At 47.4% G+C, this 18,155-nt stretch carries 19 protein-coding genes and 3 pseudogenes; 14 read left to right on the forward strand and 8 right to left on the reverse strand.

Features of this window, described 5'->3' with window-relative positions; genetic code table 11:
* The first annotated feature begins 75 nt into the window (after positions 1 to 75).
* The 5 genes from OIR97_RS00615 to OIR97_RS00635 are packed head-to-tail and all read left to right on the forward strand — an operon-like array spanning position 76 to position 5,305.
* Positions 76 to 1,404, forward strand: coding sequence for an NAD(P)/FAD-dependent oxidoreductase (locus OIR97_RS00615; protein WP_169543819.1), 1,329 nt, complete (start codon positions 76 to 78; stop codon positions 1,402 to 1,404).
* 4 nt (positions 1,405 to 1,408) lie between these two features.
* Positions 1,409 to 2,176, forward strand: a complete 768-nt coding sequence (locus tag OIR97_RS00620) for a DUF1365 domain-containing protein (protein WP_169543820.1) — start codon at positions 1,409 to 1,411, stop codon at positions 2,174 to 2,176.
* Positions 2,177 to 3,421 (forward strand): SAM-dependent methyltransferase, encoded by a 1,245-nt coding sequence (locus OIR97_RS00625; RefSeq protein WP_169543821.1) that lies wholly within the window; start codon positions 2,177 to 2,179, stop codon positions 3,419 to 3,421.
* On the forward strand, positions 3,408 to 4,733 hold the full coding sequence (locus OIR97_RS00630) for an MFS transporter (RefSeq protein WP_169543822.1): 1,326 nt from the start codon (positions 3,408 to 3,410) through the stop codon (positions 4,731 to 4,733). The genes OIR97_RS00625 and OIR97_RS00630 overlap by 14 nt, the downstream gene beginning before the upstream one ends.
* Before the next feature lie 26 nt (positions 4,734 to 4,759).
* Positions 4,760 to 5,305 (forward strand): DUF3833 domain-containing protein, encoded by a 546-nt coding sequence (locus OIR97_RS00635; protein ID WP_169543823.1) that lies wholly within the window; start codon positions 4,760 to 4,762, stop codon positions 5,303 to 5,305.
* On the opposite strand, the gene OIR97_RS00640 is transcribed toward OIR97_RS00635, so the two are convergent.
* Genes OIR97_RS00640 through OIR97_RS00650 form a run of 3 tightly spaced genes read right to left on the reverse strand, consistent with a single transcriptional unit; the run spans position 5,268 to position 7,163 of the window.
* Positions 5,268 to 5,711: a nuclear transport factor 2 family protein gene (locus OIR97_RS00640; protein ID WP_169543824.1), complete on the reverse strand. Its 444-nt coding sequence runs from the start codon at positions 5,709 to 5,711 to the stop codon at positions 5,268 to 5,270. The genes OIR97_RS00635 and OIR97_RS00640 overlap by 38 nt on opposite strands.
* Positions 5,708 to 6,460, reverse strand: a complete 753-nt coding sequence (locus tag OIR97_RS00645; RefSeq protein WP_169543825.1) for an SDR family NAD(P)-dependent oxidoreductase — start codon at positions 6,458 to 6,460, stop codon at positions 5,708 to 5,710. Before OIR97_RS00645 ends, OIR97_RS00640 begins: the two co-directional genes overlap by 4 nt.
* 1 nt (position 6,461) lies before the next feature.
* On the reverse strand, positions 6,462 to 7,163 hold the full coding sequence (locus tag OIR97_RS00650) for a DUF6134 family protein (RefSeq protein WP_169543826.1): 702 nt from the start codon (positions 7,161 to 7,163) through the stop codon (positions 6,462 to 6,464).
* Between the two features lie 233 nt (positions 7,164 to 7,396).
* Between OIR97_RS00650 and OIR97_RS00655 the strand changes: the two genes are divergently transcribed.
* The gene (locus OIR97_RS00655) at positions 7,397 to 7,906 is read left to right on the forward strand and encodes a fasciclin domain-containing protein (RefSeq protein WP_169543827.1); all 510 of its coding nucleotides are present in this window, start codon (positions 7,397 to 7,399) and stop codon (positions 7,904 to 7,906) included.
* 187 nt (positions 7,907 to 8,093) lie between these two features.
* Here the strand turns inward: OIR97_RS00655 and OIR97_RS00660 are convergent, their stop codons facing one another.
* The gene (locus OIR97_RS00660; protein ID WP_169543828.1) at positions 8,094 to 9,062 is read right to left on the reverse strand and encodes a hypothetical protein; all 969 of its coding nucleotides are present in this window, start codon (positions 9,060 to 9,062) and stop codon (positions 8,094 to 8,096) included.
* A 345-nt stretch (positions 9,063 to 9,407) separates the two neighbouring features.
* Entirely contained in the window at positions 9,408 to 9,602 is a 195-nt protein-coding gene (locus OIR97_RS00665) for a hypothetical protein (protein WP_169543829.1), read from the reverse strand.
* A gap of 117 nt (positions 9,603 to 9,719) precedes the next feature.
* On the opposite strand from OIR97_RS00665, the gene OIR97_RS00670 reads away from it, so the two are divergent.
* The 5 genes from OIR97_RS00670 to OIR97_RS00690 all read left to right on the forward strand — a co-directional run bounded on the left by OIR97_RS00670 (position 9,720) and on the right by OIR97_RS00690 (position 12,685).
* Positions 9,720 to 9,929, forward strand: a complete 210-nt coding sequence (locus OIR97_RS00670; protein ID WP_169543830.1) for a hypothetical protein — start codon at positions 9,720 to 9,722, stop codon at positions 9,927 to 9,929.
* 195 nt (positions 9,930 to 10,124) lie between these two features.
* Entirely contained in the window at positions 10,125 to 10,412 is a 288-nt protein-coding gene (locus OIR97_RS00675; protein WP_169543831.1) for a hypothetical protein, read from the forward strand.
* Positions 10,405 to 10,533, forward strand: coding sequence for a hypothetical protein (locus OIR97_RS00680; RefSeq protein WP_267177751.1), 129 nt, complete (start codon positions 10,405 to 10,407; stop codon positions 10,531 to 10,533). Before OIR97_RS00675 ends, OIR97_RS00680 begins: the two co-directional genes overlap by 8 nt.
* A 441-nt stretch (positions 10,534 to 10,974) precedes the next feature.
* Positions 10,975 to 11,988, forward strand: coding sequence for an amidoligase family protein (locus OIR97_RS00685; RefSeq protein WP_169543832.1), 1,014 nt, complete (start codon positions 10,975 to 10,977; stop codon positions 11,986 to 11,988).
* A gap of 70 nt (positions 11,989 to 12,058) precedes the next feature.
* On the forward strand, positions 12,059 to 12,685 hold the full coding sequence (locus OIR97_RS00690; RefSeq protein WP_169543833.1) for a gamma-glutamyl-gamma-aminobutyrate hydrolase family protein: 627 nt from the start codon (positions 12,059 to 12,061) through the stop codon (positions 12,683 to 12,685).
* A gap of 33 nt (positions 12,686 to 12,718) precedes the next feature.
* On the opposite strand, the gene OIR97_RS00695 is transcribed toward OIR97_RS00690, so the two are convergent.
* Positions 12,719 to 12,904 (reverse strand): hypothetical protein, encoded by a 186-nt coding sequence (locus OIR97_RS00695; RefSeq protein WP_169543834.1) that lies wholly within the window; start codon positions 12,902 to 12,904, stop codon positions 12,719 to 12,721.
* A 755-nt stretch (positions 12,905 to 13,659) separates the two neighbouring features.
* Here OIR97_RS00695 and OIR97_RS00700 point away from each other — a divergent pair.
* Positions 13,660 to 14,430, forward strand: a complete 771-nt coding sequence (locus OIR97_RS00700; RefSeq protein WP_169543835.1) for a hypothetical protein — start codon at positions 13,660 to 13,662, stop codon at positions 14,428 to 14,430.
* Positions 14,431 to 15,376: 946 nt separating this feature from the next.
* Positions 15,377 to 16,082 (forward strand): annotated as a pseudogene (locus OIR97_RS00705) (IS6 family transposase).
* A 242-nt stretch (positions 16,083 to 16,324) separates the two neighbouring features.
* On the opposite strand, the gene OIR97_RS00710 reads toward OIR97_RS00705, so the two are convergent.
* Positions 16,325 to 16,999, reverse strand: coding sequence for a TVP38/TMEM64 family protein (locus tag OIR97_RS00710; RefSeq protein WP_169543836.1), 675 nt, complete (start codon positions 16,997 to 16,999; stop codon positions 16,325 to 16,327).
* A gap of 176 nt (positions 17,000 to 17,175) precedes the next feature.
* On the opposite strand from OIR97_RS00710, the pseudogene OIR97_RS18845 reads away from it, so the two are divergent.
* Positions 17,176 to 17,316, forward strand: a pseudogene (locus OIR97_RS18845) (IS6 family transposase); the annotation flags it as partial.
* A 298-nt stretch (positions 17,317 to 17,614) separates the two neighbouring features.
* Here the strand turns inward: OIR97_RS18845 and OIR97_RS00715 are convergent.
* Positions 17,615 to 18,022: pseudogene (locus tag OIR97_RS00715) on the reverse strand (transposase); the annotation flags it as partial.
* Positions 18,023 to 18,155 lie beyond the last annotated feature (133 nt).

Raw genomic sequence — 18,155 nt, forward strand, 5'->3', positions numbered from 1 at the left:
AGCAATTAAAATTGTGATCTAAAGTGTATAGAAACCCGTAGAAGGAGGATAGAATAACTTTATGAGAGCATCGGCATGAAAAAAATTGCAGTGATAGGGAGCGGGATTTCAGGGTTGTCCGCTGCGTGGCTTTTAGCAAAAAAACATGATGTGACGCTGTTGGAAAAAGACGATCGCCTGGGGGGTCATAGCAACACTGTCTCTGCCGATGGACATAATATCGACACTGGTTTCATCGTATATAATACGAAAAACTACCCCAACCTTGTTAATTTTTTCAGAGAATTGCAGATCGATACAGATCCCACAGAAATGTCGTTCAGTGTATCGATGGGGGATGGGGCGCTGGAATATTCAGGAACGTCAGTCGGCGGCTTGTTTGCGCAGAAATCCAATCTTCTAAGTCCGTCATTCTGGAAAATGCTGATGGAGATCAGACGGTTTTACAAGGAAGCTCCAGAAATTTTTACGGCCGAACAGACACAGTTCATAACGCTTGGAGATTTTCTGAAAAAAGGTGGGTACAGTCGGGAATTGATTGATAACCATCTGCTGCCTATGGGGGCTGCGATCTGGTCGACGCCGGCCAGTGATATGATGAATTATCCGGCAGCAACCTTCATCAGATTTTGTCAAAATCATGGGCTTCTTCAACTGAAAGACCGACCTGAATGGCGAACCGTCCAGCAGGGCAGCCAACAATATGTAAATAAAGTCGCGAAAATATTGGGCGATAAAATCAAACTCAACACGGCGGTTGAAAGCATTCATCCCGAACGGTCCGGTGTGATGGTCCAATCGCGAAACGGCTCGGTTCAACGGTTTGATGACGTGGTGATTGCGACCCATGCAGATCAGGCACTTTCAATGATCAGCGAGCCCAGCCAGATGCAGCAAAAAATACTTGGCTCTTTCAAATATGAAAAGAACCTGGCCGTCTTGCACAGTGATGAACGGTTTATGCCTAAACGTCAAAATGCCTGGGCCAGTTGGAATTATCTGACCCATTCTACCGATGATCAGGAAAAACAGCAGCTGTCCATGACTTACTGGATGAACAGGCTACAAAATATTTCAGCACAGAAAAATTATCTGGTGACCCTCAATCCGGCGATCCAGATCGAAGAAGGCACTGTGATCCGAAGTTTTCCTTATGAGCATCCGTTATTTGATACCGCTGCGATTGCGGCACAGCACAGGCTGTGGAACCTTCAGGGTCAAAATCGTCTTTGGTTTTGCGGCAGCTATTTTGGGTACGGTTTTCATGAAGATGGGATACAATCTGGCCTTGCTGTTGCAGAAGCGTTGGGCGGCCTGCGGCGGCCCTGGGCGCATGATATACGGCAGTCCAGGATTTGTCTGCCGAATGATTGGATGGGCGCAGAATTGACGCGTGTGGCATAACTGGATGTTGAAAAGCTCACTTTATCAAGGGATCGTTACCCATCGGCGGTTAAAGCCGGTTGGGCATCTTTTGCAGTACCGCCTTTTTTATCTTCTGATCGATTTGGATGAATTTGATCTGCTGGACAAAAGCCTGTCTTTTTTGTCGGTCGGCAAGAAGAATATTTGCAGCCTGTATCAATCTGATTTTGGTGAAAATAACCCGGCAGATCTTAAAGCCTACATCCTGGGCAAGTTGCAGGCAGAGGGAATTGAGACACCCATTTCCCGGATCAGCCTGCTTTGCGTTCCCAGATTGTTTGGCTATGCCTTTAATCCGATATCGGTCTATTACTGTTATGGGGCAGAGAATACCGTTGTGGCTGTCGTTTATGAGGTCCGCAATACCTTTGGTGAACAGCATACCTATGTTTTTTCGGTCACCGACAGTTACCCCCAGAAAATTCTGAAGCATTATTGTGCCAAGAAATTCTATGTTTCGCCTTTTATGCCGATGGATTGCCAATATAATTTTTCTTTGCTTCCCCCGTCCGATGAGATTGCGGTTTCCATTCGTCAATTTCATGAGGGCAGCCCGATTATGAACGCGTCCTTTCACGGCACGCGTTCTGAACTGACCAGCCGAACACTTGGTCAGGCTTTGCTCAAATTCCCCTTTAACAGTCTAAAAGTCATTACCGGCATCCATTGGGAGGCGTTAAAACTTTGGCTTAAGGGACTGAAAGTTGTCGACCGCTTCGATACGCCAACAAAAGAGATGCAGGAGAAATAAATGTCCGACGTTACCCACAAGCCGAAGGTTTCTGTTTCTGAATACCAACCGGTTTCATTTTCCGCATCGAAATTCAATGATCCCTGGTTGAGCGCTTTTTTACATGTATTGCAGCGTATCCAGTATGGCCATGTCACCCTTTCCTTGCCCTCGGGCTCGCTTTTTGAGTTTGGTCAGCCTGTGGCAGGCGTAAAGGGCGCACAAATGGATCTGCATGATATCGGCGCGGTCAAACGGTTTCTCAAGCACAGTGATATTGGCCTTGGAGAGAGCTATATGGACGGGCAATGGTCCTCACCGGATCTGGATGCCCTGATGCAGGTCGCCTTGTTGAATGAACAATATCTAAAGGAAAGCATCCTTGGCGGACTTCTGACTAAAATACAGCATTTATTTGCCCTTTTTAAAACCCGCAATACCAGAAGTGGTAGTCGGCGCAATATCGCGCATCATTATGACCTTGGGAATGATTTCTACCGGTTATGGCTTGATCGAACGATGACATATTCGTCGGCCCTTTTTGGGGAAAACGATCAATCTCTGGCTCAGGCACAAATGAGAAAATATCAGGAAATTGCCAGGATTGCGGGGGTTGAGAAAGGATCTAAAATTTTGGAAGTTGGCTGCGGTTGGGGCGGTTTCGCCGAATTTGCGGCCATAGAATATCAGGGTCAAACCGATGGTCTGACCCTGTCAGAAGAACAGCTTGCTTTTGCCAAGGACCGTTTGTCTTCACAGGGGCTGGAAAAACAGGCGCGTTTTTTTCTGCGGGATTATCGGGATCATCATGGGGATTATGATGCGATCGTATCGATCGAGATGTTCGAAGCGGTGGGCCGGGAAAACTGGGACTCGTATTTTCAGTGTTTAAAACAGAACCTGAAGGCGGGCAGGAAAGCCGCCGTACAGGTGATCACGATCGATGAAAACCGGTATGATACCTATCTTGGGGCGCAGGATTTCATTCAAAAATACATCTTTCCGGGAGGCTTGCTGCCCTCCAAAACAGCGTTTATGAATTCGGCCCGGAAAAATGGTTTTAACGTCCGCATCTGCCACGAATTCGGAACCGACTATGCGGATACTTTATCTCAGTGGGAAAAAGACTTTCAGAAGAACTGGCAGAAAATCAGTACGCTTGGTTATGACACACGGTTCAAGCGCATGTGGGAATTTTACCTGAAATACTGCGAAGCGGGTTTCCGCCAGAAATCGCTGGATGTGGTTATCTTTGAGTTATCCTGACCCAAAACCCAACCTGGCGGTCTTTTTATATGCCCTGCCGGGCGTGGTTATGGCGATGCCGCTTATTCCGGTCATAGTCATTATCCCAGCCTATTATGCAGATAATCTCGGCTTGGGTCTTGCACAGACGGGCCTTGTCCTTCTGATGGCTAGAATACTGGATTTTTTTACAGATCCCGCGGTTGGCTGGGCAACCGAGAATTCGCAGCGACGATACGCCAATGCCCGTAAAATACAGATCGGGATTGGTGTCGGCATCACCGGGTTTGCCCTGTTTCAGCTTTTTACGCCGTCCGTCGGTGTTGGCAGTTTTTATCTGTTTTTCTGGTATAGCCTGATGCTGTTTGGCTGGACGGTTATTCAAGTGCCCTATCTTGCGTGGATTGTTGATTTGACCGGCCAGTATGAAAAGCGGGTCAGTTACAACGCGGCGCGGGAATTTTCAGGTATTGTCGGCATCCTGATACTGGGTGCGTATCTTGCATTTGCAGCAGAACAACCGGTTTCTGAGCAATTACGCGGCAGTGCAGAATTGATCCTGTTTTTAGGATTGGCCGCCTTTCCATTTCTGTTTTTCTTAAGATCATCGCGGAAAAAGATATCCACAAAATTACGGCTATCAGCGTTAAAGACGCTTCGAAAAAATCGTCTTTTCCTGCGCTTGATGCTCGCCTGGTTTTTGAACAGTATGTCCATCGGTGTTGCAACGGCCTGTTTCCCGCTTTTTGTTAAATACGGGTTGGGACTGGAAGAAAGCACCGGTACCTATCTCCTGTTTTTATATTTTTCTGCCGCCATACTGGGAATGCCGATCTGGTATTATTTATGCCGGATATACGGTAAACACAGCGTCTGGGGTTATGCGATGATTATTGCCTGCCTTGCCTTCTTGGTGGTGCCGTTTTTATCGACAGGATCCGTTGTTTTATTTGGTCTGGTCTGTCTGGTGACCGGCATAACCGTGGGGGCCGATCTTGTTATTCCACCGTCTATTCAGGCGGATGTGTCGGACTGGGATTCCTATTCGACCGGCGAGGATCGCGCGTCCCTGCTTTTCTCGCTTTGGAGTATGGTCAGCAAACTCGCGCTGGGGGTTGGTGCCGGATCCGCCTATCTCATCCTTGGTCAACCAGAGACGTCTGCGGATACTGCAGAGATGTCGGACGCATTAAATTTACTTCTTCTTTCAGTGATCTATGCCGTGGTCCCCATCGTATTAAAGGTAAGTTCAGTCGCCATCATGTGGCGCTTTCCACTAGATGCGAGAAAACACAATGTTATCAGAAATCGACTGGAACGGCGTGCGGGCTGATCACACCCAGTCAAAGGAGAAGTCCGATGCGCGCCCTTTTGTTGTTTCCCCTACTGTTGCTTTTGACGGGTTGTAATACGATGAAGCCTGAACAGTTTAAAAACGCCACGCCGGCCCTCGATCTTTTCGAGTATTTTGACGGCAAAACCACGGCGTGGGGGATTTTCGAAGATCGTTTTGGAAATTTGCGGCGCCAGTTTAAGGTGGATATTGACGGTATCGTCAATGGGGACACATTGGTTCTGGATGAGGCTTTTGTGTATGCGGATGGCGAAAAATCCCGTCGGGTATGGACGATCATAGCCAAGGACGCTCATCGATTTGAAGGATCGGCTGATGACGTGATCGGAAAGGCTGTTGGGATTTCTTATGGGAACAGCCTGAACTGGACCTACGAGATGGATCTGAAAGTGGAAGATAGTGTCTGGCGGGTAAAGTTTGACGACTGGCTGTTTCGTCAACCTGATGACGTGATTATTAACCGGGCAACGGTGACGCGTTGGGGGTTTGAAATAGGCACCGTCACCCTGTTTTTTACGAGAGACGCAACGGCCGCTTTATCCACCGAATAATCATGCCCAATACAGGGATCTTCTCAAAAAAATATAAAGTGGAATCCCAGTAATCTACATGCGTGTGGATCAGTCCGTTTTCGTTAAATAAAAGCTCGGAAACACCCCTGATATGAACGGCTCCCAGTTTTTTGGAAGTCGCGTCAAATTCCCACTTGAGAACGGCAGATTGCTTTTCATCATCCCAAAATACAGTGTTTACGGAAAATTTGGGTTGCTCCAGATGATCAAACATGGTGGAGAACAATTCGATGACCTTTGATCGGGATTGTAGCCTGTTAAATGGGTCCTCAAAATATAAATTCTCTGTTGTCAGTTGATCCAGGTCTGAAACGGTTTCCGGCGACAGATTTTCAAAAAACGAAATATATTTTTTGCAGGTTTCTTCTGAAGATGTCGCTTTCATGAGCCAGTGACTTTCCGGATGAGAGGCATTGAGATCCAGTAAGGTAACAAGCGGATCAATTTTAGCATATAGGCAAATCTCAGCGGAAAGGTGATCTCGAACCGGTTCGTCTCGATGCCTTCCCGGATCCGCCTGGCGGCATCGTCCACCTCCAGCAGGAACGGCATGGGGTGTTTGTTCTGGTCGGTCAGCGGTGTTCTAACGAACCCGGGATTGATGATTTGAAGATCAACGCCTGTCTTGGCAAGATCAACGGCCAGTCCTTCACATAAATTGATCAGCGCGGCCTTGCTGGGACCGTAGGCATGGGAGAGGGGTAAGCCATTAAACCCGGCGACGGAGCCCATCACAACGATTTTTCCAGCATCCGCCTTCAGCAGGGGCGGCAGAATTTGTTCGAGAACCCGAATGACCCCAAAATAATTAACGGTCATCGTATCAATCCCATTTTGGGCGACAAATTTATCGCTGGTCATGGGGCGATAGGTTCCGGCATTAATAATGACCTGTTCCGGTGGTTTTTCTGACGAAAACAGGGCGGTGACACATTTCTGGATTGTGTCCGGATCTGTTACGTCCATGGGACAGGTCGTCAGCAGGTCAGGAAATTCGGATGCAACCTTGTCTAACTGCTCTTTCCGGCGGGCACTGATAATAACAGGAGTGCCTTCAGCGGCATATTGACGGGCCAGCTCTGCGCCGATCCCACTGCTTGCGCCGATGATCCAAACTGGTTTGTTAGAGTTCATATCAATTATCTTCCGTGTTGCAGTTTAAACAGAAATATTCAACGTTGGATCCGTCTTTTGCGGTGAAGGCCAACTTGACCCACCGGCCTTTGAGGTCATACCAGACCGTGGCGTCCAGATCGCCAACATACTGGTATCGGCGGGCTTCAATAAAGCCTTGGTGAACAGCAATGGTTTCGATCCCTTCTGGCTGGATTGTAACCCGGTTCAAATTGCCTGAAATGGTGTTCAGGACTGTGTCCTGGAACAACACGTTCTTATTCCAGTGATTTGTCGGGTAAATACGATAGTCAGGTTTTTCCGACACTTGTTGGCCATTGACCCAAAAACCGGCTTCTTTGCGGGCGGCGGAATTCGTGATGCGTTCGCCGCCATCTACAATATCAACGCTCAAAGCTGTCAACTTGCCGCTTTCCCACTTCTCCACGCTTGCATAAATATACTCATAAATAGGCAATCCCAGCAGTGTCAGTTTTAACTGAAAATTCGAGATGACTTCCAGCTGGTCGTCGGTCTTGTTGAACGTCACATTGTGACGGCCCACGTGGTCCCCATCCCGCAAGACAGAAAATTCAATGCGCTTACCGTACATTTCCAGTGGATCAACCGGGCTCAAACTCAAAGCTGTTGTGGCGCTGTTTGTAAAGCCCATGGCAGATAGAAAAGCAATTCCTGCCAGCAAACTCCTGCGCGGTGAAAACATTGTTTTTTCTCCCTTTGGGTGGCGAAAACGTGAGGGCATCAATAAACATTTACGCGTCTGAACCGAGTTTGGATCAGTTTTTTCTCAAGAAAGAAAAAAATGCCTGGATATTTGATTTTATTGATTTTTTTTTGATCCAATTCGGAAGGGGCTGCGTAAACAAGGGGGAAAATGATCTGCTGAGACCTGGATCTTTTAAAAATGTCGGATCGCCGACCCTTAGGAGAGAGAACATGAAATTCTACAAGCTTTTTACCTCGAAGATTGCAGCTATCACCCTCGCACTCGGTTTGGCCGCTTTCGGCACAAACAGTTTGGCGGGCTCTCAGGCAGACATTGTCGATACTGCTGTTAGCACAGGAAAATTTAATACCCTTGTTGCCGCAGTTAAAGCCGCTGACTTGGTCGGTACCTTGAAAAGTGATGGGCCCTTTACCGTCTTCGCCCCAACGGACGCCGCATTTGACGCCTTGCCAGCGGGTACGGTTGAAATGCTCCTGAAACCAGAAAACAAAGACAAGCTGGTGCAGATCCTGACCTATCACGTAATGGCCGGAAAAGTACTGTCTAAAGATATTGCCGGCAAAGAAATGATGGCGCCAACCGTTGAAGGCAGCAAACTTAACGTTAACGCAACGGGAAGTGCCGTGATGATCAATAATGCGAAAGTGGTCGGTGCTGATGTTATGACGTCGAACGGTGTCATCCATGTGATTGATACGGTTCTGCTTCCCAAAAAATAAAGATTTCGAACCCCAGGCAGGACGGATAGCCGGCCTGCAACCCCCGTGCCCACTGACAGTCATCCCCTCGTTGTCGGTGGGCACATCTTTTTTGCAAAACAGCGTTTCAACCGATGTGTTTTAAGGCGCAAGACATAAAAAAACAGCAGCCTTTCGGGGCTGCTGTTTTTTCGTGCGATATGGTGTCTTAGAAGTGAACCGTTAGCCTGATATCACCGCTCACAGCGTAAGAGGTTTCGTCATTTTCGATCCGCGCGCTATCGTTTAATGCTTCAGGCATGTGAATATACGGCATGCCATAGACGGCACTCGCTTTCATGCCGAGGGAAAGATCAACTGCGCCAAAAGACTTTTCAACACGAACGCCCAATTCCCCCTCATAAACACCACTGGTTTCGTCATCCTGCAGCGACAAAGTGTTGAACAAATTAATGTTTTGATCTTTATCCTGCGTTGCTGAAAGGTCAGTATCGGCAACATAACTTTTTATGTTGGACATGACACTAATGCGGTAGCCTGAAAAACTCGGGGATTTAATTTCACCTCCGAAACTCAGGCCGTATAGATCGGCATCAAGAGAGGCATCCAGAACATTCCGATTAGCGCTAGAAAAAGCAGAGTTCAAGTCATATGTCTGGGAATAGTCCGTAAAAAGAACGCCGATTGAGGGAGCAAAGGACCAGGTGTTTTCTTCATGGCTACCCTTGATGAAGGCGGAAAATTGTGCGACATCGATTTGATTATCACTCGCCCATGTCCCGTTCGCCCATTGGAGGCCGCGGGAACCATCCAGATTAAGATTGGAGTTCGCATTAGCCCCACCGTCAAAATGAGACGACGTGCTGTTGCCGGTCATATATTTGCCAGAAAACTGCACACTCGGCCGATCGCCGAAAAATGAGTTGCTTAGAAAAGTATCTTCCGGGAGTGAATAGCCAATAGCCACTCCTACGCCCGCCAAGGTCATGGTTTCGTTGGTTTTTGCCCGGCTACCGGCAACGTCATCCAGCATGTAAATGGTTTCGGGTTGCCACGCTCGCTGAATATCAGTCTGAACAGAAACTTCAAATCTACTGGCATTGTTGGTTTCCCCTGCGACAACGGATGTTGACATCAAGATGCAGGCGACAAAGGCTGATTTACTTGTGGTATTCATTATTTTTTTGGTCCTTTGAGCTAGCAGTGCAAAAAATTTATTAGAAAACTCTAAGGTATTGATTTGAGTGAGTTTTTCAATTATTTGAGGGTTCTAACACGGGCTAAAAGCAAAGACAATCAAATCCTATAATGCAGCCTGAACAAGAATTCTGAGGGTTCTGTAGTAATTTTTGGTATTGCGATATCATTTTCTGCAGTGGTCGGGGGACGGATCGCATGAGGATGGGGTGGTTAAATCAAAGCCCTGCTTTAATAACCAGTTGAACGGATCCCGTGTATAATGGGATCCCCAAAAGTCGAGGTTTACAGGTGTTCGGAGTACCTGTTAGCCGAGTGATCTATTTTAACCTGCCTGCCGAGTTTTCCCAAGGAATACATCAACGACAGATTTCAAGGTATCGGCCTGTTGAGACAGGGCGCCGGTCGAACTTTCAATTTGGCCTGCAGGAAATGCAAAGTCTTTTGAACGCGCGGCTGTATCGGGTCCGGTATCAATCCAACTTGCAGAATGAAGGCTGGTCACCCATCCGTTAATCAAGGAGGTTGGTTTTACCGGATCACTTGGCGGGGGCGTGGTTTGTTTGATAATGCTGTTTCCAGACCAGAACCCATCCCTTTTTAAGGGGAGTTAGACAGGAACAATCCTGTTTTCAGGATGCCGCATATACTGGATGAAAAAGCCGGGTTACTGGCAGAAGGCCGGTGTGGGTCTTCGCAGATGGGCGTCGGTCAGTTTTGCACCAATCCGGGTGTGGTTGTTGCCGTGAAAGGCCCCGCACTGGACGCTTTTAAAGCGCAATCTGCCAACGTTCGGAAAAAGGCAGTCGCCCTGCGCATGCTCACGAACCGTAATGCACAGGCCTAACATGAAACAACCCGGGCCTATAATACCGATGACCGCTTCACTTGCCTGCTGGCAGCTGAAGAAACTACTAATCCATTTTGTGCCATCCCGGGGATTTATGGTACAGACTTTGCCACGTGGCAAAAACACCCCGATCTGGCCGAAGAAATTTTTGGCCCCTCAGCAATCATCATTGAATGCCAGGACTTAGCGGAAATGGAAATGGCAAGCGCGGCTTTTGTCGGTCAGCTTACTGGCACCGTGAATATGTCTGAAAAGGATACAGCGGCAGTGGCTAAACTGATGCCTCATCTGGAACGCAGTTGTAGCCGCGTTTTGGTCAACTATTTTCCGACCGGTGTCGAGGTCTGTCATGCGATGGTTCACGGTGGCCCCTATCCGGCGAGTACTGATGCCCGGTCCATCTCCGTTGGTACACTGGAAAATCGAACGTTTTGTGCGTCCCATCAGCTACCAGAATATGCCAGAGGCGCTATTGCCTGATGGTCTGAAAAGTGACAATCCGCTGAATATTGATCGCTTGATAAATGAGAAAATGACCAAAGGCACCGTCTGGTTTGGACGGCGCACCCTCTCCTTAAAAGAGCAGTTTCTGGCCATTTGATATCAGGAGGCTGGCGGAAAATAATATGAAAGAGCTCTCTTTCTGGACAAAGCCTTTGAATTAAGAAACGGGAGAGCGGTGTGCGACAGACCCCCTTTCAAAAGCCTCTTCTCAGCTTGTCCTCTTGTGAAGTTGGAGGCCTCTTGCTGACCCGCAACATAATCAAAGTGACAGTCGAACTGTGGGAAACATGCCCTGACAGCAGTTGAGGTTGGAGCTGTTCTCAGATCGCAGTCAACCTGTCATGCTGACGGATGTCCACTTTATATCCGGGATATTGAACGCTACCAGACCGCGCCTCGGTGGGAAATCATTGAAAAAGGTTGGCAGAGGCATTAGCTAAACCAGTAGAAACACGGTATTTCCTGTTGATACTCCTCCTTGAGCGCGGGAATTCAGAGCGATGAAACCTTAAATTTAATATGGAGAAGCTTTCGGATTATGTCATTTCAACGACCTCCGATAACGGACAATCCAGATAATGAGGGGCGACGAGCCGGGTTTGAGTTTGAATTTGCGGATGTGAATATTCAAACCTGCTCTGAGATTATCGCTGATCTGTTCGAGGGTAAGATCCAATACAAAAACGCGCTGGAAGCCGAGGTGACCGATACTCCAATGGGGCGTTTCAAGGTTGAGCTGGATGCCCAGATGTTAAAAAGCCTGGCCGCTAAACTTGAAATAAAACAGCCTGTTGAAGAGGGCAGTCTTTTGGATATGAATCAGATCCGCGCAGCGCTAAGTGCCCGAATGGGTCAAGCTGCAGGGATGATGGTTCCTTATGAAATTGTAACACCGCCAATGTCCTTCGACCAGCTTCCAAAGCTGGAAATCTTGCGTCAGAAACTCCAGCAAAAGGAGGCCAAGGGAACCCGGTCAGCGTTTGTCAATGCGTTTGGAATGCATATAAATCCTGAAGTGGCTTCGGAAAAGGTCTCTTATATTCGCGATGTTCTTCGCGCCTTTTTAATTCTATATCCGTGGCTGAAGAAAGTCATGCGGATCGATTTGCCCCGCCGGATGCTGACCTATATCGACCCCTTTCCTGACGCTTATGTTAAACTGGTGCTACAGGATGACTACGCGCCTTCACTGGATCAGTTCATCGAAGATTATCTGGCGCATAACCCAACCCGCAACCGAGCCCTTGATTTGTTGCCTCTTTTCGCCCATCTGAAGCCGTCCATGTTGGACGGGCTGGACGAAGGGCAACGTAAGTTGGTGAAAGCCCGACCAGCATTTCACTATCGCCTCCCGAATTGTGAAATTGACGATCCGGACTGGCGTATAGCGCGAGACTGGAATTACTGGATTGAAGTGGAAAAACTGGCAAATGATCCGGACAAGCTGGGGTCTATGGCTGCTGATTATCTGGGATTTCAAGGGAACGGTCTTCGTATCTTCAATGCCGACTGGTCCACAGAAGTAGCAAAAAAGTTAGGATATGACGCTTAGAAAAAAGAGAGTTTTAATTGGAGTGACGGGCCCGGAAAAAGGGGGCCGAGTGCCTTGGTGGTGTGTAAGATTGGGAGTTTGGCTCGTCGGTGGACAAGCCCATCGCATAACCCCTGAAAAACAGGAACGCCCGCTGGATCATTATTCAGGGTTCATCATCACCGGTGGCAGCGATGTCCATCCCGAATTATATGGAGACGTGCCACTGGATCCAACTGTTTCCTACGACCGGGAACGCGATACGTTGGAACAGAAGGTGATCGGGCATGCGATCAAGGAAAAAAGCCCGATCCTTTGCATTTGCAGGGGTATGCAGCTGTTGAACGTTACGTTAGGCGGTACCTTGTATCAGGAAGCCAAAGACGTCCTGGAAGGGTTCCTACCCAGCGGTAGTCTTATCAGTAAAGCGATCGGCAGGCGGGATGTGGTTATCCAAAAAGACGCGCACCTTTTTGATCTGCTGGGTCAGTATGAACATTATCGGGTGAATAGTATTCACCATCAGGCGGTCAATAAGACAGGGGACGGCCTGCGGGTTGTCGCGCTGGAAAAGAACAATGTTGTTCAGGCGATCGAGCAGGTCGACAGAGGGGTGCATCCTTTTATGATCGGTGTCCAATGGCACCCGGAACTGATGCTCTACACACAGTCTGCGCGGAACCTGTTTCGCTCTCTGGTGCAAGCGGCGCGACCCTGAGGCGGCGCGCAGCTCACTTTTATATCTTGACCGTTACTCTGTGTCAGTTTTTAGGGGCGGGGATTTGGGCGTGTCGCCAGTTTTGTCTTCTTTGTCTTCGGTCAGGCCAAAATAGTCAGGGAATTCGTCCATATAACATACTGGTGAATAGCCTGCGCGCGGGGCAGCAGGCGGCCGTTGTTTCAGATCTTGCCGTTTTCCAGAAGAGTTCTTCGCCATAATGATCGCCGGTTCAAGTATGTAAAGACCATAATACAGTCTTTTGATCATTAAGGGAATTATTACGGGTATTCTGGATTGAGGCCGAGGTCCCTAGACTGCCATTTCTCAGTCTGCATTAAAATTCTGATAGCCTATAAAAAGGTACTGTCAGACTAGTACGAGCTCGTTTCCGTAAGCCATAAACTGGACCTCTATCACGTCGCGCTCGAGGTTGAAATGGTTATGGATAGTATAATGAACAACAGTATCAACATGCAGAACTCCGCAGTTTCCTTGAGGTCAGAGTTCAGAATTGCGTGAGGGTTTTATGAACATCTGTTTCAGTGAGTGAATAAAGGGATGTATCTGGTTGCTGTTTGATGCGCAGTCACGCGCCATTACACTTGCGCCTCAACCTTACCCACGTTGAGAATAATTAATGGGTCGTCTTTGCTGGCTGTCTGGAACCACCCGCCCACAGGTAGGTACAAATAAAGTTTATCCAAGTGGCGGCACGGGGGACTAAGCGCGAAGTCGCACGTATATATATCCGCTCAGAAATTTGTGGCGAAAAAAACAATTTAAGCGAGTCTTTGTTGGCCAAGATATACTAGATATTGTGGTAGACTCAGTTTTTCTAATACAGTATATTGAAAAGCATGAAGATACTTAGTAGCGATCTAGGGTCGTGTGAGGCGCTCCCTACTCCATGTGACACTCTATTTTTAGATGATAGCAAAGTAAACGATCCTTTGATTCGGGGAATGGGTTCGATGGTTGCTGTCGGGGGTATTCATGTTCCAGCAAATCATTGTGCGCTCTTAGAGAAAAAGTTGAATTCACTGTGTTTGGATGCTGGTTTTCCAAACGGCGAGGCATTTAAGTGGTCGCCAAGTAAGAAATTGTGGATGTATCAAAATTTGGTGGGAGGGAATCGGACAAAGTTTATACTAGATGCATGCGATATAGCTAAAGAATTGTCTGTGAAAGCCGTAGTCGTGGCTGAGGGGAAAAATTGGAAGCCTGCTACTAGTGAACGAATTGATCATGAATTAGATGCAACAAAGTTAGTGGCGGAGCGCTATGAGCGAGAACTAAAAAGAACACGTAAAAGTGGAGCCATTGTTGTCTCAGCTCCAAGTGGTGGCCATAAGCAAGCCGCTGAGCTCATAAAAACTATCGACAACTTATCGTCGGAAGGAACTCGGTACGTTAAAGCTAATCATATTTCATTTTGCTACTCAACTGGATTTGAAAGGGTTCGATGTTTACAGTTGGCGGACATAATTGTGTCTGTTTCATTGGCAATGATTACAGGAAGAAAGAAGTATTCGTCAGAAGTATTTGAATCTATAAAACCAATGTTTTATTCAAGTAATACTGGTGAAATACTGGGGTGGGGAATGAAGATACATCCCAGCCCATTGCAGATTCAAGTAGAGGAAACACTAGCAATCAACTTGTCTAAAGAAAATTTGATCACTGGGCCTAAGTTTTGCTCTTCAAATTCAAATAATTATATTAGCAAGCATACAGCTGCATAAATGGTTTTTCTAACCTAGTCTTATTGGCTGATATCTACACTACAAAACTTGATACCTTGGGAACTGCTCAATTACATTTGCGGACGCTTTAAGTGTCCCTACGCCACTATATTTCTTGCCTTCTGTATCGGGTGCATGACCTTGTATGATATCGAGTATACGGCCTTCCAGACCTGCTTCTAGTCCGTAAGCCTTAATAAACGAACGCCGCCAGCCATGAATGGGCTGTATGAATAGCCCCGTGTTTTCTAGACACTCTCTAGATAGGCGGCAATCGTCGCTTGCCTTATTTTGGCTTCACTGGGTTCTCTTGTATCGAGAGAGACTTTAACAAAGATGGCCTTGTCTGTGATCTTTCTTGAAATCACCTTATCGTCAACTGGGAGGTTAAGAACTATGCCTCTCGCCTCCTGAAGAATGTCTTTGGGATGCGTTGCACGAAATAGGGGATTTTGAATTCTTTTCGCCGCATGGGCCGGACCAATCGATAAAGCAATAGCACCTGAAGCCAACCACCTACATATTGTCAATCGATATAGAATGTTTTTAATAGGTTTAAATGGCTGTAATCAAACAATTAATTTACTTTATATTCAATTTAAGACTTACAAGTAGAATCTATTTATACCTATTTCGATGGGCGTGTTTTCAAATTTTGGGAAAACTACTGTGACGAATATTGGAGCCAAAAAGACTTGAAGATAGGGTGGTCTGAATAGAAAGGTTTGTTTAGCGGTTTGAGCGAAGATATTCATACCAGCAACATATGAAGGCAGCTGGTATGAACGTTGTTAGTTGTTTCTATTCCGTACCACCACCGAGGAAACTTTCATCATCTAACGCGAAGACCAAAGCAGACAGGGCTTCCGTGTAAGGGGCGTTTGTGGGGCTCTGTCAGACAAAACTTCGCTTTGACGGCCTTGCCGCAAAACAATAACATTTGGGTATGAAAATTCAAAATCCGTTTCGTTATTTCAAAACATCACCGGAGATCATTCGCCTCGCTGTGATGATGTATATTCGTTATCCGCTTTCACTTCGTAATGTTGAAGATCTTCTTCATGAAAGAGGGATTGATATTTGTCACGAAACAATACGCTATTGGTGGAATAGGTTTGGACCAATCTTCGCGAAAGAATTACGCAAGAAACGAATTCATCCTTCGGGCAATTACTCTAATTGGCGATGGCATCTAGATGAAGTCCTCGTAAAGATTAATGGCGAACTTCACTATCTGTGGCGTGCCGTAGATCACGAAGGTGAAGTGCTTGAAGTTTTTGTTACAAAGCGACGTAATCGCAAGGCTGCTCTGGCTTTCCTTAAGAAGGCAATGAAAAGGTATGGTCGTCCCAAAGAAATAGTAACTGATAAATTAGCCTCATTATGGCGCAGCGATGAAAGTTATTGGCAACGCCGATAAACAAGAAACTGGTCGTTGGGGAAATAACAGATGTGAGAATTCTCATCTGCCCTTCCGGCGACGAGAATACGCTATGCTGCACTTCCGAGATATGGGCAGCTTACAAAAATTCGTATCCGTTCATTCTTCAGTTTATAACCACTTCAACCACCAACGCCATCTAGTCAGTCGCCACAAATTTAAACAAGACCGCTCCGCTTCGTTAGCTGAGTGGCAGCAATTATGCGCTTGATAGGTGTGGGCGATTGGTACTTTAGTGGAACGATGAGTTTACCTTGACGGAGCCGTCACCTTAACTCATTACTCATCCAATTTGGTATTATTGAAGGAATTGAGAACCTTCTAAGTCGTTGAAATACAACAGGCCACATTTCAACAAACATCGAGGTTTTACGTTTAAAAAGTTAATGTGACAATGCCCCCTGCGTGACCTGCGCTCCAGTTCTCATCCCGATGGGACTGAAGATCGTTTCATCATTTTACCTGGTTCCTGATGAGGTATTTCCGGCGCACGAAAACGATAACAATCGGCACCGCCATGACGAGTGCGAAAACCGATAGGCCGAGGGCAATGCCGACCCCATCATCGGCGCGCAATTCGGTGCCGAAATGTGCGAGTAAAAAACTAGCCGGGATCATCCCCAAAAAGGTCGACGCTGCAAAGCGAAACACCGTAAGCCGTGTCAGTCCAGCCGCATAACTGACGGCATCGAATGAGAGAAACGGCAACAAACGGCTCACGAAGACCACAAGAGTAAGGCCATTCTGCGTTGAGAAACGAGTTTCTGGTAGGCGGTCGCCGATCAGGCGGCAAACTGCATCACGTCCAAAAAATCTGGCGATGGCAAACGCCACGAGTGCCCCGATTTCCGCCCCCACCAACACATAGATCGTTCCCCAAATATGCCCGTAAGCAGCCCCGGCAGCAAGCGCGAGAGGGGCGCTTGGCAGTGGGCTGAAAACGATAGCTCCAGCCATGATGCCGATAACGGCGATCGGCCCCCACACGCCAGCATTTTGAATAACGTCTTGCATCGCCTTGGGCTGGAATAGCCGATTAAGATACGCATTATCGGCGACAGCCCACCACACGGTAGCGATCAAAATCACTGCCAACAGCGCAAGTAGGATGCTTGTACGCGCGCGCATCTCATATCACCTCTGTTTGTAAGTCCACCGCGATCCTCAAATCCTAGCTTGATAGTGACAATTCACTTTCGAATTTTACATTAACAACGCTGCCACGCACAGATAAACTAAAATCGTATCACAAAGCATTCCAAATAGTAGGCTTAACTGCAGAGCATATTGGTAACAAATAGTCTAATAATAAAGCCGCGAATTTACATCAACCTTTCCGGCAACGAGTGCGAGCGATGATAAAATTCAGAAACACGAAATCGTTACAGAAATTTGCCTCAATTCACGCGTCAGTCCACAATCTTTTTAATCTAGAGCGTCACCTTATTGCGGCGTTGTCATGTCTGGATGGCGCCCCTTTAGCAAGGTGAATTTATGAGATGTTTTAACGAGGCAGTCGGGTGCAGTCATGTCTCCGGCCTTTGAACGCGGCACTTATGACCGCTGGCCCTGATGTTTTTCGCGGGAACCGGTCCCTATCACATTATCGCGCTTGATTTGCGCTAGACAAAGCCTCGGGTTTTCCGGTTCTGGCGTATCCCATTTCGCCTTTGTTTCACATCATCCCTTGTTCACTCCGCCAACTGTATTGCCCAGAGGGCAATTTCTAATCATTTCATTCAATCATGCTATTTTCGAGACAAGACCCTTGGGTATTGGTTGATATGTTGTGTTTTGGGTCATAATCGCCCATGCGATACGAGCCATCTTATTAGCTAGGGCAACGGCAACGAGTTTGAAAGGTTTTTTAGCCAAAAGCGATCGAGCCCACATGGCAAGCGGCGTATCGGTTTTGCCCGACTTGATGCTGTAGAGGGCTGCATGGGCGCCAACAACAAGCAACTTTCGTAAACGCCGGTTACCCATCTTCGTGATGCGGCCCAGACGAGGTTTGCCGCCAGTTGAGTGCTGCCGGGGAACCAAGCCTAGATAAGCGGCAAACTCCCGGCCGCATTTAAACAGGCTAGCATCTGGAATACTGGCTGAAAGACTGGATGCCACGATCGGACCAATACCGGGGATGGTCACAAGGGAAAAGGCGGCATAGTCACACTTTCATAGTGGACGACAATCACCCACGCTGGAGTTCTCAGTTATGAGCGGAGAACAAGGAAATCATTCTAAGTAGTTTCCCTCTTATTCATTTGTGGTACCAAAAAAGATT

The organism is Sneathiella aquimaris (assembly GCF_026409565.1).
GTDB classification, from domain to species: Bacteria; Pseudomonadota; Alphaproteobacteria; order Sneathiellales; family Sneathiellaceae; genus Sneathiella; species Sneathiella aquimaris.